Source organism: Micromonospora endophytica (assembly GCF_003236305.1).
In the GTDB taxonomy this organism is placed as follows: Bacteria; Actinomycetota; Actinomycetes; order Mycobacteriales; family Micromonosporaceae; genus Micromonospora; species Micromonospora endophytica.
This window is the reverse complement of record NZ_POTX01000017.1, coordinates 26,300-46,824: the sequence shown is the minus strand read 5'-3', so window position 1 is coordinate 46,824 and position 20,525 is coordinate 26,300. Positions and strand designations below refer to the sequence as shown.

Annotated in this window: 19 protein-coding genes and 1 pseudogene; 12 read left to right on the top strand and 8 right to left on the bottom strand. The window is 70.3% G+C overall.

Annotation, left to right across the window (positions count from 1 at the left end; translation table 11 throughout):
• Positions 1 to 42: 42 nt before the first annotated feature.
• The 3 genes and pseudogenes from C1I93_RS04560 to C1I93_RS04550 form a co-directional block, all read right to left on the bottom strand.
• Positions 43 to 1,128, bottom strand: a pseudogene (locus tag C1I93_RS04560) (glycoside hydrolase family 10 protein); the annotation flags it as partial.
• A gap of 260 nt (positions 1,129 to 1,388) precedes the next feature.
• Positions 1,389 to 2,417, bottom strand: a complete 1,029-nt coding sequence (locus tag C1I93_RS04555; RefSeq protein ID WP_111241945.1) for an acetylxylan esterase — start codon at positions 2,415 to 2,417, stop codon at positions 1,389 to 1,391.
• Between the two features lie 20 nt (positions 2,418 to 2,437).
• Positions 2,438 to 3,469 (bottom strand): LacI family DNA-binding transcriptional regulator, encoded by a 1,032-nt coding sequence (locus C1I93_RS04550; protein ID WP_111241944.1) that lies wholly within the window; start codon positions 3,467 to 3,469, stop codon positions 2,438 to 2,440.
• 286 nt (positions 3,470 to 3,755) lie between these two features.
• Between C1I93_RS04550 and C1I93_RS04545 the strand changes: the two genes are divergently transcribed.
• From C1I93_RS04545 to C1I93_RS04520, 6 genes are all read left to right on the top strand, one after another.
• Entirely contained in the window at positions 3,756 to 4,412 is a 657-nt protein-coding gene (locus tag C1I93_RS04545) for a glycoside hydrolase family 3 N-terminal domain-containing protein (protein ID WP_420811783.1), read from the top strand.
• Positions 4,409 to 5,386 carry an ABC transporter permease gene (locus C1I93_RS04540; protein ID WP_111241943.1) on the top strand — a complete coding sequence of 326 codons (978 nt, stop codon included), beginning with the start codon at positions 4,409 to 4,411 and terminating at the stop codon, positions 5,384 to 5,386. The genes C1I93_RS04545 and C1I93_RS04540 overlap by 4 nt, the downstream gene beginning before the upstream one ends.
• Positions 5,383 to 6,318 (top strand): carbohydrate ABC transporter permease, encoded by a 936-nt coding sequence (locus tag C1I93_RS04535; RefSeq protein WP_212808504.1) that lies wholly within the window; start codon positions 5,383 to 5,385, stop codon positions 6,316 to 6,318. Before C1I93_RS04540 ends, C1I93_RS04535 begins: the two co-directional genes overlap by 4 nt.
• 43 nt (positions 6,319 to 6,361) lie before the next feature.
• A complete protein-coding gene (locus C1I93_RS04530) occupies positions 6,362 to 7,996 on the top strand; it encodes an ABC transporter substrate-binding protein (RefSeq protein ID WP_111241942.1) in 1,635 nt (544 codons plus the stop codon).
• A 161-nt stretch (positions 7,997 to 8,157) separates the two neighbouring features.
• Positions 8,158 to 8,856: a DUF624 domain-containing protein gene (locus C1I93_RS04525; RefSeq protein WP_111241941.1), complete on the top strand. Its 699-nt coding sequence runs from the start codon at positions 8,158 to 8,160 to the stop codon at positions 8,854 to 8,856.
• Between the two features lie 314 nt (positions 8,857 to 9,170).
• Complete coding sequence (locus tag C1I93_RS04520) at positions 9,171 to 9,761, top strand: peptidase inhibitor family I36 protein (protein WP_146603426.1); 591 nt, start codon at positions 9,171 to 9,173, stop codon at positions 9,759 to 9,761.
• Positions 9,762 to 9,804: 43 nt separating this feature from the next.
• On the opposite strand, the gene C1I93_RS04515 is transcribed toward C1I93_RS04520, so the two are convergent.
• On the bottom strand, positions 9,805 to 11,862 hold the full coding sequence (locus tag C1I93_RS04515) for an alpha-glucuronidase (RefSeq protein ID WP_223256647.1): 2,058 nt from the start codon (positions 11,860 to 11,862) through the stop codon (positions 9,805 to 9,807).
• Positions 11,863 to 12,041: 179 nt separating this feature from the next.
• Here C1I93_RS04515 and C1I93_RS04510 point away from each other — a divergent pair, with 179 nt between their 5' ends.
• A complete protein-coding gene (locus tag C1I93_RS04510; protein ID WP_111241938.1) occupies positions 12,042 to 12,431 on the top strand; it encodes a DUF2267 domain-containing protein in 390 nt (129 codons plus the stop codon).
• Positions 12,432 to 12,443: 12 nt separating this feature from the next.
• Here the strand turns inward: C1I93_RS04510 and C1I93_RS04505 are convergent, their stop codons facing one another.
• Together C1I93_RS04505 and C1I93_RS04500 are read right to left on the bottom strand one after the other, a co-directional pair.
• Positions 12,444 to 12,851 (bottom strand): roadblock/LC7 domain-containing protein, encoded by a 408-nt coding sequence (locus tag C1I93_RS04505; protein WP_111241937.1) that lies wholly within the window; start codon positions 12,849 to 12,851, stop codon positions 12,444 to 12,446.
• 188 nt (positions 12,852 to 13,039) lie between these two features.
• Positions 13,040 to 14,302 carry a YncE family protein gene (locus C1I93_RS04500; protein ID WP_223256646.1) on the bottom strand — a complete coding sequence of 421 codons (1,263 nt, stop codon included), beginning with the start codon at positions 14,300 to 14,302 and terminating at the stop codon, positions 13,040 to 13,042.
• Between the two features lie 79 nt (positions 14,303 to 14,381).
• Here C1I93_RS04500 and C1I93_RS04495 point away from each other — a divergent pair, with 79 nt between their 5' ends.
• Both C1I93_RS04495 and C1I93_RS04490 read left to right on the top strand, forming a co-directional pair.
• The gene (locus tag C1I93_RS04495) at positions 14,382 to 14,957 is read left to right on the top strand and encodes an RNA polymerase sigma factor (RefSeq protein WP_223256645.1); all 576 of its coding nucleotides are present in this window, start codon (positions 14,382 to 14,384) and stop codon (positions 14,955 to 14,957) included.
• Positions 14,950 to 15,678, top strand: coding sequence for a hypothetical protein (locus tag C1I93_RS04490; protein WP_111241935.1), 729 nt, complete (start codon positions 14,950 to 14,952; stop codon positions 15,676 to 15,678). The genes C1I93_RS04495 and C1I93_RS04490 overlap by 8 nt, the downstream gene beginning before the upstream one ends.
• Positions 15,679 to 15,713: 35 nt before the next feature.
• Here the strand turns inward: C1I93_RS04490 and C1I93_RS04485 are convergent, their stop codons facing one another.
• Complete coding sequence (locus C1I93_RS04485) at positions 15,714 to 16,187, bottom strand: molybdenum cofactor biosysynthesis protein (protein WP_111241934.1); 474 nt, start codon at positions 16,185 to 16,187, stop codon at positions 15,714 to 15,716.
• A 117-nt stretch (positions 16,188 to 16,304) separates the two neighbouring features.
• On the opposite strand from C1I93_RS04485, the gene C1I93_RS04480 reads away from it, so the two are divergent.
• Positions 16,305 to 16,808 carry a DUF6403 family protein gene (locus C1I93_RS04480; protein ID WP_111241933.1) on the top strand — a complete coding sequence of 168 codons (504 nt, stop codon included), beginning with the start codon at positions 16,305 to 16,307 and terminating at the stop codon, positions 16,806 to 16,808.
• 68 nt (positions 16,809 to 16,876) lie between these two features.
• On the top strand, positions 16,877 to 18,091 hold the full coding sequence (locus C1I93_RS04475) for a S8 family peptidase (protein ID WP_111241932.1): 1,215 nt from the start codon (positions 16,877 to 16,879) through the stop codon (positions 18,089 to 18,091).
• Positions 18,092 to 18,165: 74 nt separating this feature from the next.
• On the opposite strand, the gene C1I93_RS04470 is transcribed toward C1I93_RS04475, so the two are convergent.
• The gene (locus C1I93_RS04470) at positions 18,166 to 18,960 is read right to left on the bottom strand and encodes a TIGR02452 family protein (RefSeq protein WP_111241931.1); all 795 of its coding nucleotides are present in this window, start codon (positions 18,958 to 18,960) and stop codon (positions 18,166 to 18,168) included.
• 503 nt (positions 18,961 to 19,463) lie between these two features.
• Between C1I93_RS04470 and C1I93_RS04465 the strand changes: the two genes are divergently transcribed.
• Positions 19,464 to 20,507 carry a DUF2332 domain-containing protein gene (locus C1I93_RS04465; protein ID WP_181445008.1) on the top strand — a complete coding sequence of 348 codons (1,044 nt, stop codon included), beginning with the start codon at positions 19,464 to 19,466 and terminating at the stop codon, positions 20,505 to 20,507.
• Positions 20,508 to 20,525: the final 18 nt, after the last annotated feature.

Below are 20,525 nucleotides of genomic sequence, written 5' to 3'. Positions count from 1 at the left end.
GACAGGGGTGGATGTTGGGGGGGTGATTCGTCACGGTCATCAGGTGGTGGGCGGCGCGGTGGTCGGCGGCGGGGTGGTGCCGCCGGCGTTCAGGGCCTCCAGGGTGGCGTTGTACGCCTGCTTCTTGTTGCCGTTGTTGTCGAAGAGCAGCGGGGTGCCGTAGGAGCGCCAGGAGTCACTGTCCCGGATGCCCCACACGGTGATGCCGTTGCAGCGCGGCACCGCGAGGCAGTCCTGGACCACCCGGCGGTACGTCTCGGCCTGCTGGGTGCCGGAGCCCTCGATGTCCAGCTCGGTGATCTGCACGTCCACCCCGAGGGCGGCGAAGCTGGACAGTGTGGTGCGGTAGTTGCTCGGGTACGGCGACTGCGCGTTGAAGTGCGACTGGAGGCCGACGCAGTCGATCGGTACGCCCCGCTGCTTGAAGTCCTGCACCATCCGGTAGACGGCCTGGGTCTTGGCGTGGGTCCAGTCGTCGGTGTTGTAGTCGTTGTAGCAGAGCTTGGCGCCCGGGTCAGCGGCCCGCGCGGCACGGAACGCCGCCTCGATCCAGTCGTTGCCGGTACGTTGCAGGTTCGAGTCGCGCCGGGCGCCGCTGCCGCCGTCGGCGAACGCCTCGTTCACCACGTCCCACGAGTCGATCTTGCCACGGTAGTAGGTGGCGACCCGGGTGACGTGGTTGAGCATCGCGTTGCGCAGCGCGGTGCCGGACATGTTCTGCATCCAGCCGGGCTGCTGGGAGTGCCAGGCGAGGGTGTGACCCCGCACCTTCATGCCACGCGAGATGGCATGGTTGACGATCCGGTCCGCGTTGGTGAAGCTGAACTGGTTCTGCTGCGGCTCGGTCGCGTCGATCTTCATCTCGTTCTCGGGGGTGACCGAGTTGAATTCGCGGTTGAGGATTCCGACGTAGGTGGAGTCGGAGAGCTTGTTCGCCGCGATCGCGGCACCGAAGTAGCGGCCCTTCTCGGCAGCGGAGGCACCCAGGGTGGTCGCCGCGCTGGCGCTTGAGGAGACCACCACTGCGGTGGCGACGAGGGCGAGACCGACCACGGCCGAGACCAGCGCGGAGCGCGGTCGCAGTCGGGTCGCCGGGCGCCCGCTGGCGCGGGCGGAGGCGTTGTTCATGGCATGAGCCTTTCGACGAAGCCGTGCTGAGGGAAGCCGGCCCCGACTACTGCCCAATCACGACGGTCCGGCGTCGCCGACGCGGTCGCCCGGATGCCGCGTCGGCCGGTCACTGCGCCGGCCACCATGAGTAGATCGAGGCTGTGTTATCGAAAACAATATCGAAACACGTCAGTAAGCTCAACGCGCCTCGACCGCTTTCGGTGCACCGCCACGGGTCACCGGCACGATCCGGACCGCAGCAAAGCGCAGGTGGCAGCTCAGCGCACGGCGATCGAGGGCACCGGAAGTTTCGGTGGCGACGTGTCGAGCAGGGTGGCCAGCCAGCGCAGCTGACGCCGGACGTGGACGGCTTCCCCGTGTTCGTGACCGTTGAACGGATAGACGTGCAGTTCCCGTACCGGCACCGGTCCCCCGCACGCCGTGCCGTAGTGGTTGTGGGCGGCGAAGCCGGTGCTCGGCGGGCAGACCATGTCGCGCAGCCCGATCCCGAAGTGCACCGGCGCGGTGGCCCGCCGGGCGAAGTTGACCCCGTCGACGTACGACAGGGTGCGGCGCACCGCCGCCTCGGCAGTGCGGTTGACCGCGAGGTAGTTGACGATCTCGCCGTACACGCCGACCTCGGTGATCTCGATGGCCCGTTGCGGATGGCAGAGGAACGGCGCGGTGGTGAGCACGGCGGTGAGGTCCGGCACCAGGCCGGCGACCGCGAGTGCCAGCCCGCCGCCCTGGCTGTTTCCCGCGACGACCACCCGGCTCGGGTCCACCCCTGGCAGCACCCGGACCGCCTGGACCGCCCGGACCGCGTCGGTGATGAGCCGGCGGTAGTGGTAGCCCTCCGGCGACAGAATGCCCCGGGTCACCGGTGCGGGTCCGCCCGGTGCGGCGCCGTGCGGGTCGGCGGTGTCACCAGCGCCGTATTGCCCGGACTGCCCCCGGGCGTCCATCAGCAGGTGCGCGTACCCGGCGACCGGCCAGGTCAGCCGCTCGTGCGGCAAGCCTCTACCGCGGCCGTAGCCGACGTACTCGACGACGGCCGGCAGGTCGTCGTCGTTTCCGGCCGGTCGGGTGTACCACGCCCGGACCGGGTCACCGGCGAAGCCGGCGAAGGTGACGTCCCAGGTGTCGACCAGGTGCAGATCGGTCGGCTCGGGACGGACCTCGACGAGCACCGGCAGGTCCGCCGGCTGCTCCAGGGTGGCCTGCCAGAAGGCGTCGAAATCGGCGGGCTCGACCACCGTGGGCGCGTAGTCGCGCAGTTGGTCCAGAGGCAGATCGAACAGCGGCATGCTTCCTCACAGGTGATCGGTCAGGGTCGTCGGGGCGGCCCGGTGCTCTCGCGTACCACCAGTTCGGCGACCAGATCGATGCGACTGGTGGGCAGGGCCACCCCGCGCACCAGGTCGAACAGCATCTTGGTGGCGGCGCCCGCCATGTCGCGCAACGGCTGGTTGACAGTGGTCAACGCAGGTCCGCTCCAGGCGGAGAGCGGCAGGTTGTCGTACCCGACCACGGAGAGGTCGGCGGGGACGTCGAGGCCGAGTTGCCGGGCGGCGCGCAGCACCCCCATCGCCTGAAGGTCCGAGCCGGCGAAGACGGCCGTCGGCCGGTTCGGCGCGGCCAACAGCTCCATGCCCTGCTGGTAGCCGGCGTCGAGGTGGAAGTTGCCGGTGCGGACCAGGTCGGGATCGACGGGTACGGCGAACTCCTCGTGCGCGCCGCGGAAGCCGGCCGTCCGCGCCCGCGCACACCACACGTCCGGCGGACCGGAGATGATCGCGATCCGGCGGTGACCGAGTTCCAGCAGGTGCCGGGTGGCGATCAGACCACCGTTCCAGTTGTTCGAGCCCACGGTGGGCACCGAGGCCGCGCTGGCGCTGTCGGTGTCGACCACGACGACCGGCACCGCCTGCCGCCGCAACTGCTGGCGCTGCGGTTCGGTCAGGTTGCACATGACCAGCACGATGCCGAGCGGACGCCGGGCGATCACGCGTTCGAGCCAGGACGGTGGCGGCCGGCGCGCGCCGCCGAGCTGCGACAGCACCAGGTTCACCTGTTCGGCGGCGGCGACCGTCTCGACCCCTCGGATGATCTCCAGCGCCCAGTCGGAGCCGAACTCGTGGAACACCAGATCGATCTGACCGGGGCCGGTCGGCCGGCGGGCGCGGCGGCGGTAGCGGTGCCGCTCCAGGCTCGCCTCCACCCGGGCCCGGGTGCCCGCCGCGACGTCTGACCGTCCGTTGAGGACCTTCGAGACGGTCGCCGCGGAGACGCCGACCTCACGTGCGATCGTCGCGATCGTCGCGGAGCCGAGCGCGGGCGGCGAGCGGTGTGCGGCCATCGGAATCCCTGCAACCGGTCGGCGAAAATTTCGGGGAACTGTAGCATGCCGGTAACGTTCGCCGCTGACGCACATCTATGACAAACCGTCGACGAAAATCGTTTGCCTCCTCGGTGCCACCCGCGTGGACAGTGCCTTTCCGACCCTTGACAGGGATTCGTCAGCGCCCTTAGGTTCCGGACACAGGTGTCGAACTGGTTTCCGAAATTTTCGATGTCCGCCGTGCTGCACGGCGCTGGTACGGCCGCCGGGGCGAGCCCCCGCGGGCGCGGCCGGAGGGGTTCGCATGACAAGTCAGCTACCCGTCGACGATCGACTGACGTCATCGGGGACCGAGCGACGGCGCGACCCGACGAGGCAGCAAAACGAGCGGGCCGAAGCGCTTATCTCATTGACGTCACTCGAAGAGAAGATCGTGGCGGCCAACCGGTTCGGCATCCCGGCGCAGGTCCACGAGGAGTGCCTGACCGGTTTCGCGGCCTGGCGCGCCACCGTCTATCCCGCCCCGCTGTGCGGGGGCGCCGCCTTCGATCCGGCGCTGGTGGAGGAGACGGCCGGGCGGATCGGCAGGTCGGTGCGGTCGGCCGGCGTACACCAGGGACTGGCCCCGGTGCTGGACGTGACCCGCGACTACCGCTGGGGGCGCACCGAGGAGACCATCGGTGAGGATCCGTCCCTGGTCGGCACCATCGGTGCGGCGTACGTGCGCGGGCTGGAACGCGCCGGCGTGGTGGCCACCCTCAAGCACTTCGCCGGCTACTCCGCCTCCCGGGGCCGGCGGGTGGTCGAGCCCGGCGACGTACAGCTGCGACTCGGCCGGTCCAGCGGCGAGATCGTGGCGAGCCTGGCGGCGCGGTTGGTGGGCGACGAACGCGAGACCGGTCACCGCCGGGAGCTGGTCTCCCGGGTCTGCGTCGCGCCGAGCCCGGAGCACCGGCGGTGAGCAGACCGACGACAGTGACCTCGCCCGCCCCGGGCCCGCCTGCGCCACCGCCGCCGCCCCCACGGGCCGGCCGCAACACCTGGCGCCGGGCGCTGCGTCGGGACTGGCAGCTCTACTCGCTGGCGATCCTGCCGCTGCTGTTCTTCCTGATCTTCCGGTATCTGCCGATGCTCGGCAACGTGATCGCCTTCCGCCGGTTCCAGCCCGGCGGCAACATCTTCGGCGAGTACTGGGTGGGTCTGCGGTACTTCAAGATGTTCCTGACCGACCCGACGTTCTGGAACGTCTTCACCAACACCCTGGTGCTGGGCGCGTTGACGCTGCTCTTCTGCTTTCCGCTGCCCATCGTGCTGGCGTTGCTGCTCAACGAGGTACGCACCGGCAGCATCAAGCGCTTCGTGCAGTCGGTGTCGTACCTGCCGCACTTCCTGTCCATCGTGATCGTGGCCGCCATGGTCATGCAGTTGCTCTCCGTGGACGGCACGGTGAACCAGGTCGTCCAGGCCACCGGTGGGGACGCCATCCCGTTCCTGCAACGGCCGGAGTGGTTCCGCACCATCTACGTCTCCTCTGAGGTCTGGCAGACGGTGGGCTGGGGCACCATCCTCTATCTCGCCGCGCTCACCACCATCGACGACAACCTGTACGAAGCGGCCCGGATCGACGGCGCCAACCGCTGGCGGCAGACCTGGCACGTGACGCTGCCCGGCATCCGACCGACAATGGTGACCCTGCTGATCCTCAACATCGGCACCTTCATGGCGGTCGGCTTCGAGAAGATCCTGCTGCTCTACAACCCGCTGACCTATCCGACGGCGGACGTCATCTCCACGTACCTGTTCCGGGTCGGCTTCGCGTCCAGCAACTTCAGCTACGCCGCCGCGATCGGCCTGTTCGAGGCGGTGATCGGGCTGGTCCTGGTGCTGTCGGCGAACCTGATCGCCCGGCGCACGGTGGGGACGAGCCTGTGGTGACGACCGAGGCCGCCGCGCGGCGCACCGACACCCCGCCCCGCCCGCGTCGGCGACGCGGCATCCAGCAGACCCGGGGCTACCGGGCGTTCCAGGTGGCGAACGGGATCGTCCTGACCCTCGTGGTGGTGGTGACGCTCTATCCGTTCGTCAACATCGTGGCCCGCTCGATGAGCAACGAGGCGTACATCATCGCCGGTCAGGTGAACCTGGTGCCGCGCGGGTTCACCCTCGACACCTACCAGCTGGTGATGTCCGACTCGCTGTTCTGGACGAACTACCGCAACACCGTGTTCTACACGGTCACCGCCACCCTCATCTCGATCACGTTGACCACCTGCTACGCGTACGTGCTGTCCAAGAAGCACCTCAAGGGACGCGGCGCGTTGGTCGGCATCGCGGTGTTCACCATGTTCTTCACCGGCGGATTGATCCCCAACTACGTGCTGGTCACCAGCCTGGGGCTGAAGAACAGCGTCTGGGCGATCGCGCTGCCCAACGCGATAAGCGTGTTCAACCTGCTGGTGATGAAGGCGTTCTTCGAGAGTCTGCCGACCGACCTGGAGGAGGCCGCGGCGGTGGACGGCCTGAACACGTACGGAATCCTGCTGCGGATCGTGCTGCCGCTGTCGAAGGCCATCGTCGCCACGATGGTGCTCTTCTACGCGGTGGCCTTCTGGAACTCCTGGTTCGCGGCCTTCCTGTACCTGGATCAGCAGGAGCTGTGGCCGGTCACCGTGTACCTACGGAACCTGATCGCCGGCGCCACCGGCGCGGAGAACGTCGGGTCCATCACCGAGGCCAACGAGGTGCAGGCCGAGGCGACGCTCAAGGCCGTGACCATCGTGCTCACCACCCTGCCGATCCTGCTGGTCTATCCCTTCGTCCAGCGGTACTTCGTCCGCGGCATCATGCTCGGCGCGGTGAAGGGCTGAGCCGGCGCACCCCCTCCCACCACCACAGTTGAAAGGAACCGCCATGTTCCGCAGATCGTGGCGTCACGCGGCGGCAGCCACCGCCGCGCTGCTCGCCCTCGCCAGCGTCACCGCCTGTGGCGACGACCCGTCCGAGAACCTGTCGGACAAGCGGGCCGGTGCGATGGACAACTACGCCGTCGGTACGCAGTTCAAGGCCACCGAACCGATCTCCTTCTCGGTTCTCTACAACAACCACCCGAACTACCCGTTGAAGAACGACTGGTTGTTCTGGAAGGAATTGACGGCGCGGACCAACGTCACGCTCGAACCGGTCGCGGTGCCGCTGAGCGACTACAACCAGAAGCGCAGCCTGCTCATCGGCGCCGGCGACGCGCCGTTGCTCATCCCGAAGACCTACCCGCCGGAGGTGCACGCGTACGTCTCGTCGGGGGCGATCCTGCCGGTGAGCGACTACCTCGACCTGATGCCGAACCTCAAAGACAAGATCGAGAAGTGGAACCTGGCGCCGGAGCTGGACACGCTGCGCCAGGCCGACGGCAAGTTCTACCTGCTGCCCGGCGTGCACGAGAAGCCCTGGCACGAATACTCGCTGGCGGTACGCACCGACATCCTCGACGAGCTGAACCTGGAGGTCCCGAAGACCTGGGACGAGGTCTACCAGATGCTCAAGGCGATGAAGGCGAAGTACCCGGACGCCTACCCGTTCTCCGACCGGTACAGCCAGCCGAACCCGGCCGGCAACCTGCTCAACCTGCTGGCCGTGTCGTACGGGTTGGCGGGCGCGGGTTGGAACTTCCAGCACGTGAGCTGGAACGCCACCGCGCAGAAGTTCGAGTACACCGGCGCCACCGAGCAGTACCAGCAGATGGTGCAGTACCTCCACAAACTGGTCGCGGAGAAGCTGCTCGACCCGGAGAGCTTCACCCAGACCGACGACATCGCCCGGCAGAAGCTCGCCAACAGCAAGTCCTTCGTGATCAGCAGTAACGCCCAGACGCTGGTGAACGACTACCGGCCGGATCTGGCCGCGACCAACCCGAAGGCGAAGATCACCAAGATTCCGCTGCCGGTCGGCCCGGCCGGCGAGGTCAACCCGGCCAGCCGGCTGGAGAACGGCATGATGATCTCCTCGAAGGCCCGCGACAGCAAGAACTTCGTCGCCATGATGCAGTTCGTCGACTGGCTCTGGTATTCCGACGCCGGCCAGGAGTTCGCCAGGTGGGGGGTGGAGGGCACCACCTACGTCAAGGACGCCGCCGGCAAGGCCAGCCTCGCTCCGGACGTCGACATGATCGGTCTCAACCCGGGCGCACCCAAGCACCTCCAGAAGGACTTCGGCTTCGCCAACGGGGTCTTCGCCTACGGCGGCAAGCCCGAGCTGGTGCAGGCGTTCTTCTCCGCCGAGGAGCAGGAGTTCCAGCAGGTGATGAACGCCCGGACGCCGAAGTCACCGCCGCCGCCGTTCCCGCTCAGCGACGAGGAGCGGGAGCAGGCGTCGCTCTGGGAGACCCCGCTGAAGGACCACGTCTACCAGGCGACGCTCCAGTTCGCCCTCGGCCAGCGTGACCTCGCCGAGTGGGACGCCTACGTGGCGGAGTTGAAGAGCAAGAACATGGACGCCTACCTGGAGACGGTGAACAAGGCGTACGAGCGTTACCGGGAGGAGCACAGCTGACACCCGGCCGGTCCGGTCGCCGTCGACGACCGGACCGGCCCCCGCCCGCAGCTCGGGGCTTCTGTCGATGAGAGGGACGAGAGGATGCACATCACCCGCGCCGAGCAGCCCTACGGCAGCCTGACGCGCCACGGCCGGCACAGCGTCGCCGGTGACGACGCGTGAGCACCACGACGCGGCGGGAGTTCGGCACCGGCCCGCTGTCCCGCCTCGCCGCGCTGATCTACACGCTGCTCGTGGTCGAGTTGCTGCTGGTGCTCTGCACGCTGCCCGGAGTGGTGGCATTGTTCGCGCTGGAACGCCACCCGAGCAACCTGCCGCTGGTCGCTGTCTGCGCGGTGCCGCTCGGCCCGGCGCTGGCCGCCGCCCTGTACGCGCTGCACCACCAGCGGCTCGACCTGACCGAACTGCGCCCGTCGCGGCTGTTCTGGCGCGGCTACCGGGCGAACCTGGCCGGTAGCCTGCTGGTCTGGGTGCCGACGCTGCTGTGGCTGACGATCCTCGCGCTCAACCTGGCCAACCTGCGGGCGTCCGGGCTGTCCGGGTGGTGGGCGGTGCCGCTGGTGCTGGTCGGAGCGGCAGTGGCGGTGATCGGGGTCAACGCCCTGGTGATCACCTCACTCTTCACCTTCCGGCTGCGCGACGTGCTCCGGCTGGCCAGATACTTCGTGCTGCGTACCCCGCAGGTGGCGCTCGGCACCGCGTTGCTGCTGGTCGCGGCGACGGTGCTGACGCTTGTCGCGGCGGAGGCGGCGCTCGCCGCGCTGGGCTCGGTGCTGGCACTGGCACTGGTCCGCGGCGGCGAACCGATGATCGCCACCATCCGCGAGGAGTTCACGACGTCTTCGACTGGGCACTGACCCAGCCGGCCCCGGAGACAAGACAGACGGGTCCGTCCGTTTCGGGCCACTCACGGGGACCCGGCGGGACCCGGCCCTGGGCGCGGGCGCCGAGCCATTCCCGCGCGCCGACGAGCAGGTGCCGTTCGGCGAAGCCGATCTGCCGGTCGTAGCTGCCGGCCGTCCGGTCCCAGACCCGCCGCTGCCGGGCGCTAGGCTCTTCATCATTTTTTCATGAATAGTCTTCAATGTCCGATTATCGACAGCCACGTCGCCTGAAATGGACTTAAGGTGCGTTCAGCCACCCCGAACTCGCCGACGTTTAGGAGGAAAACGTGAGGAGAGTACGCACGATAGCCCTCGTGTCCGGGCTGATGTCCATGATTCTGTCCGGCAGCGCCGTGGCCGCCCAGGCCGCCACCAGCGAGCCGAACTTCGCGGCGCAGGCGAAGGCCGCAGGCTTGACCGGCGCCCAGGCCAAAGAGTTGCAGAAAGAAGTGGATGCCATCCGGGCCGACACCGGTGGCACCCAGGTCGCCATCAACAAGATCGACCTGAAGGGCGTGGGCAACATCCTGCTGTCGCTACCCGGGCAGAGCGTGGCCTACGAGGTCGACAGCATCGGTCAGCCCCCACAGGTGGGGGCGGCGACATGCCCTGCCCAGACCTTCTGCGCGTTCGCGGGGCCGGGCGCCACCGGCAACCGGCTCAACCTGTTCACCTGTAAGACCTGGGCCCTGTCGAAGGCGACCAACTGGTTCACCGGCAGCGGCTCGTACATCAACAACCAGACCACCGGCACCCGGGCCGTCTTCGTGGACAGCAACTACAACGCGATCAGCCTGAGCGTGGCGGCACAGGCGCCGGTCACTCCCATCAACTGGTCACCGATCCGCTACGTCGTTCCCTGCATCCCGCTGGCGTAGCCGGTCCACCGCCACACTGACCGCACCGGGTCCCGCGGTGCGGTCAGTGCAGTGGGCGGCCGTGGGCGTCGGGCACACCGGACTTGCGGTGGAAGTACGCGTTCACCTGGTCGCGCCACTCGCGAGCGCAGCGCAGTTGCTCGCCGAGCAGCTCGTCGACCCGCGCGTACACGTCGTCGCCGACCAGCCCGGCCAGGCGCTGCCACCGCCGGGCCATCGCCTCCACCTCGCGTACGCCCGCGAAGTGGGTGTCGTAGATGTGCTGGATGACCGTGCTGCCGCTGTGCAGCACGTGGCCGTAGGGCACGTGGTGGAAGAAGAGCAACAGCTCGTCGGGGCAGTTGTCGAGCGACTCGTAGACCTCGGCCCACGGCGACGGGTACTGGCCGGTGAAGCCGGTGCCGGTGGCCCGGGTGCGGTCCACCCCCACCCCGTCGCGGTCGGCGAAGTGGTAGGTGCCCCACGGCGTGTACTCGTACCCGTCCACGTCGGGGCCGTAGTGGTGGCCGGGCCGGACCATGAAGCCCACGCCCAGCGGGGCGGTGTACCGCTCGTAGCTGCGCCACGAGTCGTCCATGATCTCGTGCAGGGTGCTGCGCAGCAGCGCGGGACCGGCCGACGAGGCAGGGTCGAAGGTCAGGTCGATCCACTCGTCGAGCACCGTTTCGGGACTCAGCCCAGGGTCCCAGGCGAGCCGGCCGAAGGCGTACAGGTTGGCCTGGGCCAGCGGGTGTCCGGTCCAGAACCGGTCGTCGCCCACGTTGGAGACCGCGACCAGGTCGGCGGCCACCTCGGCCACCGACCGGCCGTCGTCGCCCCAGGGACGGAACTGCAGCACCTCGCTCCACCAGGGGGCCAGGTAGCAGACGTGCCGCTGCTGCCCGGTGTATTCCTGGGTCACCTGGAACTCCACCGCCAGCCGGGTGCCGGGCATCGCCGCGATCACCGGTGACACCGGCTCCCGGGCCTGGAAGTCGATCGGACCATGTTTGACCTGCACGATCACGGTGTCCAGGAAGCGGCCGTCGAGGGGGGCGAAGTGGTCGAAGGCGGCCCGGGCCCGGTCCGTCGAGCGGTCCCGCCAGTCCTGCCGGTGGTTGTAGACGAAGGCCCGCCAGTGCACCACGCCGCCGTGCGGTGCCAACGCCTCGGCCAGCAGGTTCGCCCCGTCGGCGTGGTCGCGGCCGTAGCTGAACGGGCCCGGTTGCCCCTCCGAGTCGGCCTTGACCAGATAGCCGCCGAAGTCGGGGATGCGGTCGTAGACCCGGCGGGTGGTCTCCGCCCACCAGGCCCGCACCCGGTCGTCGAGCGGGTCGGCGGTGGGCAGGCCGGCCAGGATCACGGGCGCGGCGAAGGTGACCGAGAGATGCACCCGGATGGCGTACGCACGCAGCTCGTCGGCGATCTCGGCGACCTCGTCGAGCCGTTCGGTGAGCAGCCGCGCCTCGGTGGCGTGCACGTTCACGTTGTTCACCGACACCGCGTTGACACCGCAGGCCGCCAGCAACCGGGCGTACGCCCGCAGCCGGGCCCGGTCACGGCGGGGCCGGCCGTCCCGCCAGAAGATCGACCCGCCGGCGTAGCCGCGCTCGACCTGGCCCATCACCGGATGGACGTCGACGTTGTCCCAGTGGTCCAGCATCCGTCGACCCAGCGCGGGGCGGTGCACCCGCACCGGGTACGCCGGGCCGAACGCCGCCTCGCCGAGGCGGACCACCTCGAACAGGCCGTAGAGCAACCCGGCCGGCGCGTCGGCCAGCACCACCGTCACCTCGCCGGGTCGCGCCACCACGAAGCCCTCGCTGCCGAGGGACTCGCCGGGGGCGGCGAGTTCGGCGTACGCCATCCGGCCGAGATCATCACCTGGCGGCAGGGACTTGACCAGGGCGAACATCAACTGGGCCGGGTGCCCGGCGGGCTCGCCGATCCCCCGGGCCACGGCGCCACCGTGCCCGGCGCAGGCCCGCTCGATTTCGGCGAACACCGTGTCGACGAGGAGACCCTGGCCGTACACCACCGTGTGCCGGGCACCGACGGCGCGCCACGCCTCCAGCGGCAGCCAGGCGGGGTGGGCGTCGGAGCAGGGTTCGGGCGGGGTCACGAGAGTTCCCGGCGATATCGTCGCATTGCGCAGATCGTAATGATCCCCGCGAATGCGTCAAGGTGCTTCCGGAAGTCGTGCTCCTCGGCTATGGGCGCGGTGCCGTGGCCCGTCGTGCCGTTTGACCGGCCCCCTTTCCGGGTAGACGCGCCATCCGTGGCGAGAAGGGGGCCGGCCAGGTGGACGACAACAAGTTCATCGACTCCGTGGCGGACCGTACCGGCGCATCGGCTGAGCAGGCCACCGCGATCGCGCGGGCCACACTCACCACGCTGGCCGAGCGGATCGACGGCGGCGAGGCACGGGACCTGGCCGACCGGCTCCCCGAAGCGCTGCGCGCGTACGCCTTCGCACCCGACGAGACCGCCGAGCCGTTCGGGCTCGACGTGTTCGTACAGCGGGTCGGCGGACGCGCCGACGTCGACCCCGAGCTGGCCGAGGCCGGTATCCGGGCGGTCTTCGACACCATCCGCGAAGCCGTCGAGCCCGGCGACTACGACGACATCATCGCGCAACTCCCCGCCGAGCTGTGGCAGGTCGCCGACCCCACCCCGCCCTACGACGGATAGGGCCGCGGTCCGCTACGGGAAAGCCGGCTCCAGGTAGACCGGCAGATGGTGGCCGGCCTTCGCCACGAACATGGCGACTTCGTAGGCCATGTCGCCGACCTCGGCGTCACCGTCGATGCCGACGGCGAGGACCGCGCCGTTGCCGGTCGTGGCGTGGAACAGGAACGCCCGCGACATCTGCACGACGACCTGGTGCAACTCGCCCTCGCCGCAGACCCGGGCGGCGGCCAGGCCGAGCGCCTGGAGGCCACAGACCATGCTGGACAGTTGGGTGGCGAGCTCGTCGTCGATGCCGCGCGAGGCACCCAGCAGGATCCCGTCCGGCGAGAGCACCACCGCGAACTGGGCACCCGGTACCCGGTCGACGATATCGTCGAGCGCGCGTCCGAGATTGTCGGCGGTGGCCACGGCAAGGGTCATGGGCTGTCCTCTCGTCGGGTTGCTCCCACTTTCGTACCAGAGTCACTCCGGCATCAGGAGCCCCGGCCTCCGCCGATCCCGGTCCTCGTTCCCCCCAACGTACGATGACCCTGCTCACCCCGATCGGACGGGTCGGACCACGAGCCGGTTCCGGCGTGTCGCTGCCCTCACGCTGCGTGAGTAGCCAGTCAGCGTGAGTCGGCCGGGCCGTGCAGCTCCACCAGACCGGGCGTCGCGACCCGGCCGAGTTCGCCCATCGTGGCCGGTTCGTGCCAACTCACCGCAGTCTCCCCGGCCACGTAGAGGCGCGCGGCGTCCGAGCTGAGGGCGAGACCGCGGACCGGGTCGGCGATCGGATGCTCGACCACGCCGCCACGGGTGCTGAGGTCGGCAGTCCAGACGGCGGGGCCTGCGCCGACGTACAGCCGGTCGACGCCGGCCGCCGCGTACGCCGGGCCGGTGGTGGCGACGAACGGAGCCACCCCGCGTACGGCCAACTCCTCGGTGAGAATCTCGGCACGCACACCGGAGGTGACGTCGACGACGTACAGGCGGCTGCCGTCGGGGGTGAGCGCCATCGCGTGGCCCTCGGCCGGGCCGGTCCCGAACGGGTGCGGCAGGTCGACGCAGTACGCCCACCGCTGATCCAGGTGCAAGGTGTGCACGAAGGCGTGCACGTCGCTGCCGGGCCGCCCGCTGATCCGGTCCCGGGTGTGCCGGTGCTCGGGCTGGTGGGTGTAGAGCGTGTAGAGCACCCTGCCGGTCGGGGCGAGCACCGCCTGCCGCCCGTCACCGCGCATCTCCTCCTCCGCGCCGGGCGGGATCGGCTGCTTCAGCCGGGTGGACAACGGTCCGGCGGTGCCGGTGGCGAGGTCGACCACCCGGACCCGGTAACGGTCCGGGGCGTGCGGCGGCAACCATTCCAGGACGAAGAGCCCGTCGTGGTCACTGGTGAACGCCTCCGGCACGACGTTGCCCGGCAGGTCCAGTCGCCGCCGCACGCCGCCGCCGTCGACGATCAGCACGGGGGTGCGCTCCCGCCCGGCCGGGCGTTGCGTGGTGGCGCTCACCGCCTCGGTGGTCAGCGCCACCAGCGTCCCGTCGGTGGAGACCGTCTGCGGCACCCAACGGCCGGAAAGCCCCAGCCGGTCGGAGGCGTGGCCGCTGGTCGGGTCGACCCGCCACAGGGCGGTGTCGGCGCCGTCGGGCGCGCTGGCGTGGATCAGCCGGCCGTCGGCGGTGGCGACCGCCTGCGGGATCGTCTGTCGGTCGGCGCCGCGCAGCACGCCGAGTCCGCCGTCGACCTCGAACAGCAGCGGGTCGGGGATCGCGGTGGCGACGGTCGAGGCCACCGGCCGGCGGATCGGCCCGCAACCGGCGAGGGCCGCTGCCCCCGCACCGGTCAGGGCGGTCAGGAGGGTACGACGGGAGAGGGTGCGCTTCTGCATCATGCCCCGGTGACACCGCCGGATGCGTCGAGGTTCCCTCCCGCACCTGTGGAACCGGCACGCGCTCGGCGGTGTCAAGACAGTGACCGCACCGGAGGTTCCACTGGACGACGAGGATTTCGTCACCCGCGCGCAGGCAGGTGACCTGGGGGCGTACGAGGCCCTGGTCGCCCGACACACCGCGTCCGCGTACCGGACCGCGGTGCTGCTCGGTGCGGGTTCGGACGCGGAGGACGTCATCCAGGAGGCGTTCGTGAAGGGTTACCGCAAGTTGTCCCGCTATCGCGGGGACTCGTCGTTCCGCTCCTGGCTGCTGGCGATCGTGGCGAACGAGACCCGCAACCTGCACCGGTCCCGGGAGCGGCGCAACGGGTTGGTGCTCAGGGCCGCGCGGGTGGCCCCGGGCACGGAGATCGGCGAGGACTCCGCCGTCGGCGGGGCGCTCGCCGGTGAGCGCCGGGCCACCCTGGTGCGGGCACTACGGCTGCTCCCGGTCCGGGACCGGGAGGTGATCGTCTGCCGCTACTTCCTCGACCTGAGCGAGGACGAGACCGTGGCGATGCTGGGCTGGCCCCGGGGCACTGTCAAGTCCCGGACCGCCCGTGCGCTGGCGAAGCTCCGCGGCCTGCTCGACGATGCGCAGGTCAGCCGTGGCTGACCTGGAGCGGGAGTTGCGCGAGTTGTCCGGGTGGCTGGCCACGCCCGAGCCACCCGACGTCAGGACCCAGGTCCGGGCCCGGATCGCCGCCCCGCCCCGCGTCGACCGTCGACGGAGGCGGTGGCGGTACGCGGTGGGCGTAGCGCTTGCCGCGCTGCTCGTCGCGTTGCTGCCGCCCGGTCGGGCTGCCGTCGCCGACGCGGTGACCGGGCTGTTGCGCTTCGCCGGGATCACCGTCGACACCTCCTCCGCGCCGGTGCCGCCGACCGGTTCCCCGGCGCCGCTGCCCGGGGAGCAGCCCGCCGGGTGGGACGAGGCGCGGCACGCGGTCCGGTTTCCGCTGCGGGCACCAGCGGCACTCGGGCCGCCGGAGCGGGTGCTGGTGGCCGACCCGGACGACGAGGGCGGCCACCGGGTGGCGAGCCTGCTCTACCGGGGCGGCAGCGTGCGCCTGGACGCCTTCGACGGCAGCCTGGACCCGGTCTTCTTCAAGCAGTCCGGCGGCTCGGGAGCGGAGTGGACGGAGGTCGCCGGCCAGACTGCGCTCTGGCTCGCGGGTCCACACCCGGTGTCGTACGTGGACCGTGGCGGCACCCTGCGCCAGGAGAGCGCCCGGCTCGCCGCCGCCACCCTGATCTGGGAGCAGGCGGGGGTGACCTACCGGCTGGAGGGCGAGCTGAGCGCGGCCGAGGCGGTATCGATCGCCACGTCGCTGGAATGACTCCGCGCCGCACAAGGAGAGGGAGGCCGAAGCCGTCACGGTTCGATCAGCACATCGACCGGGCCGACCCGGAGAACGCCGTCGATCAACGGCGTGCAGCGGATGCCGCCCTTGCCGCGTAACCCGCGCCAGGCACCCGGACCGATGGTGACGTCCATCCAGGCACAGGGGTGGGCGGGGCGGTTGACCCGCAGCCGCACCGGGCCCGCGCCGGAGTCCAGCACCAGCACCGACCCGACCAACTCGTCCACGGCGATGCCGGTGGTCAGGATGTTCCGCCGGACCTGGGCCAAACCGACGCCGGCCGGCAGCGACTCGGCCGCGATCACGGTCACGCTCGCCGCACGGTGCGCCGGCTTGCCGAAGTACCGGTCCCCCACGATGCCCAGTTCCGCCCGAATCCGGATCTCGTCGACCAGCTCGTCGGCCGGGGCGGGCGCCGCGCCGTCCACCGGGCGGCCCACGAATCGGTGCACGGACGAGGCCAACAGCTGCACGATTTCCGGCACAGCCGCACCCTACCCCGCCCACGAGCTGCGGCAGCTCGGTCCGACCCGCTGCGGGCGCGCTGGCGCCTGTCGACTAGACAGGTAGCCGTACCTGATCTTCTCGGACGGTGGGAGCGCATGTCACCATCCCTGCTCAGCTGGCTTGCCGGCGGCCTGTTGTTGCTGGCCGCCGGCCTGCTCACCACCCTGCTGCCGCGCCACCGCGCCCGTGCCGAGCAGACCCGGGTGGCCTGGTCGAGCGCGCGTGCGGCGATCGACAGCGCCACGATCAGCCGCGACGCCACCGCCACCCCGGACACCCCCACCGGCTGGCGGGCCCGGTTCGCCACCGGCGACGTGACCGATCCCCTGCTCACCCTGATCGCCGGCCCGCCCGGCGTACCTGCGGCTGGCCGGCGACTACACCGGCCTGCTCGCCGACGTCACGGCCGTCGCGACATCCGACACCGACGGCGTACGGCGGCTGCGCGACCAGGTGGACACGCTCAGCCGACGCGCCGCCCGACTCGCGAGCGAGTCCTGACCACGTCCGCTCGTACTTTGCGGCCGTACCGCTCCAACGCGAACCCCGCGCCGATGACATCAAGCCGTAACATCGCCGGACTTATATCTTCCCGGTGATCTATATAACCTCGCCTCAGGTTCGTGATGATCATCCATATTGAATGGTCTGCTCCTGAGGAGGCTTCGTGCCACAAACACGCCTACCGCGCCTTCGGCGCGTCGCGGTCGCCGCCGGCATCACCGCGAGCACCGTCGTCGTCGCCCTGCTCGCCGTGCCGCAACCGGCAACGGCCGCGGGTGGACCGCTCCGCGCCACCGCCCTGCCCATCAGCACCCCCGATGCGGCGACGGACGTCACGGTCATCCCCGGGGCGTACGTCGTCACGATGAAGCCGGGCACCGACGCGACGGCACCGGCGCGCGCGCTGAAGGCCACCCCCAGCGCGTACTTCAGCCGGGCCGTGAACGGCTTCGCGGCCCGGCTCACCTCAGCACAGGTCGCGGAGCTGGCGCACAACGCCAACGTGCTCAGCATCGAGCGTGACGTGATCCAGTACGACGTGCTCGATGCCACCCAGACCAACCCGCCTTCCTGGGGTCTCGACCGGATCGATCAGACCAACCTGCCGCTGTCGAGCAGCTACACCTACAACTCGACCGGCACCGGCGTGCACGCGTACGTCATCGACAGCGGCATCCAGGCCAACCACCCCGACTTCGGCGGACGGGCCCAGTTCGCGTACAACGCCATCGACAGCAACAACACCGACTGCAACGGGCACGGCACGCACGTGGCCGGCACCATCGGCGGCACCAGCCACGGCGTGGCCAAGAACGTCCGGCTGTACGGCGTGAAGTGGCTGAACTGCGCCGGCGGTGGCACGCTCTCCGCCGCCGTCGGCGCGGTGGACTGGGTCACCAGCAACGCGAACAAGCCCGCGGTGGCGAACGCCTCCTGGAACTACACCTACAGCGCCACCCTGGCCACCGCCCTGACCAACATGATGAACAGCGGGGTCTTCCTCGCCGCCTCGGCCGGCAACACCGGCGGCAACTCGTGCGACCGGCTGCCACGCAACCTCTCCGCGGCGCTGGTGGTCGCCGCCACCACCAACACCGACGCCCGGGCCAGCTACTCCTCCATCGGCACGTGCGTGGACATCTACGCCCCCGGTTCGGCAATCGTCTCGACGTACCCCACCTCCACCACCTCCAGCCTGAACGGCACCTCGATGGCGACCCCGCACGCCGCCGGGGTCGCCGCCCTCTACAAGGCGACGTACGGCGACGCCAGCCAGGCCACCGTGCACAACTGGATCGTCACGAACGGGGTCAGCGGAGTGGTCGGCGGCAGCCTCTCCGGCACCCCGAACCTGCTACTCAACAAGCGCAACCTGTAACACCGTCCGGGACGCTGTCCACGGGCCCCACGGCCCGTGGACAGCGTCGTATGCTGCCCGCATCGTCGTTTCGGTCAGCGCAGCGCGGTGGCGAACGCGGCGTATGTCGGGGTGGTGGGTTGCCGGTCCAGGACGGCGAAGTGCACCTCGTCGAACCAGGGGTGCTCGCGTAGGGCGGTGGCGAACGCGGCGGCGACCATGCCCGGCTCGTTGCCGAACACCCCGCAGCCCCACGCCCCGAGCACCAGCCGACGGTGGCCGTGGACGGCGGCGACCCGGAGGATCCGGGCGGCACGGCGGGCCAGCACCGCGGGCACGTCGGGAAGATGCTGCGGCTGGTTGCGGACGATCGCGGACCGGTTGGGCGCGGCGGCAGTCAGGAACGACACCGGGTACGGCATCGGCAGCAGCGTTCCACTGTCGTCGCGGAAGACCGGCACCTCCGGCGAGTAGATCACCCGGTCGCTGTAGGTCAACTCCGGGTGGGCGCGATGGTGGGTGTAGAAGTCCTCGGCCGCCCGCAGACAGGGGTAGAGCGCCGAGGAGCGGGCCACACTCTCCTCCTGGGCCTGGGCACCGTTGAGGAACCCGCCACCGGGGTTACGCGCCGAGGCGAAGACCAGACAGGCCAGGTCACCGCCGAGCCGACGGGTGGCCGACAGGGTCGACTCGTTCGTCACCTCGACGACGGGTGCGGCGTCTGCTGGCGCGGGCACCGCCAGGTCGTCGGTCGGCAGGTACAACCGGGTGCCCGCCACCGCCCGCGCCACCTGCGCGGCGATGGAGACCTCGCCGCCGTCCGCACGGTAACTGCCGCGCTCGGCAATGCCTACCGTGTCCTTGGCGATGGCGCGCAACCGACTACTCACGACGCCACAGCCTGCCGCACCGCCCCTGCATCCGCGACCGAATACCCCGGCCCGCCGCTCTCGCGCGCGTCGCCGGGCAGCACCCGGTCGTTTCAAGATCGGCCATAACGGGCTGCGTAGATAGGGCAGCGCGGGCTGGCGGAACCGCTGGCTGCCCGCGTCCTTCACGAGACGCCGCAACTGGTGCCCAAAACCGGTCCGGAAGCCGCGACATGCCGCAACTCGTGCCGGCGAGCAGTCGGGAAGACGCACGTGCGGGGGCAGCATGTGCGGTCGGCTTCCGGTGAGTCTGTTGCCGTCGAGCCATCGTCGCTGCTCACGAGGCATGTGCGTGGAGTGAAACAGAGCGAGGGCGGACCCGCGCCCGCCGACATCACCCGCCTCGCCACCGTCCTCAAGGGTCGCCCCGCGTGAATCTTGGTGCGAAATTGCCCCTGGGAGGGCGGTTTCGCACCAAGATCTACGGTCGAGGTTAGGGTAGGGGGGTGCGGGATCGTGGCGGGGTGGCGGAAGTCTTTCGGACGGCGCGGGGGTTCGGCAGCTCGCCGCTCTACAGTCACCTGCTCGGGGTGGTCGCGGACGATCCGGGGTTGATCGAACTGGCGGCGCAGACGCGCGCCGGGCAGCAGCCGACGTTCGCGCTCTTCGGTGCCGTGCACCTGTTGCTGTTGGACGGCAGCAACGACCCGTTGGCCGAGTATTACCCGTCGGTCGTCGGGGACCGGGCCCGGCCAGTCGACGCGCGCACCGGGCCGACGTTCGCGCGGTTCTGCACGGCGTACGCCGACCAGATCGCGGCGATTCTCGCCACCCGGCTGGTGCAGACCAACCAGGTGCAGCGGGCCCTGGTGACGCGGCTCGGGTTGGCGTTGCTGCGCCGAGTGACGTCGGCACCGGTCTGCCTGGTCGAGGTGGGCTGCAGCGCGGGGCTGAACCTGCGCGCCGACCGCTACGCCTTCACCGTGGGCGGTACGACAGTCGGCGAGCCCACCTCACCGGTCCGGATCGCCGTGGACGTGCCAGACGCCCACCTGCTGCCGGCGCTGGAGCCGGTGCCGCGCATCGCCGACGCCGTCGGCGTGGACCTCGACCCGCCCGATCTCACCGATGCCGACGACCGCGCCTGGCTGCGGGCTCTGGTCTGGCCGGAGAACGCGCATCAGGCGACCCTGCTGCGGGCGGCGATGACGGCGGTGGCCGACGATCCGCCCCGGGTGCTGCGGGGCAACATCATTGACATCGGTGCCGACGTCGCCGCGAGCCTGCCGCCGGGAGTGCCGCGGCTGGTCGTGCACACCGCGACCCGGATCCACGTGCCGGTAGCGCAACGCCCCGCCTTCGACACGGTCATCGCCGCCTTCGCGGCGGACGGACCGATGCTGCACCTCGCGCTGGAGGACGACCACCGCACCGCCCCCTCGGGACGGCCGGGCATCGGGCTGACCGCCACCGATTCCACCGGCAGCCGGACCATCGCCGTCGCCGACGGCCACCTGGCCTGGCTGGAGCCCCTCCCCGAGTTGGGCGCCCGCGACGTCACCCCTTGATCGGCGAGGATGTGTGAC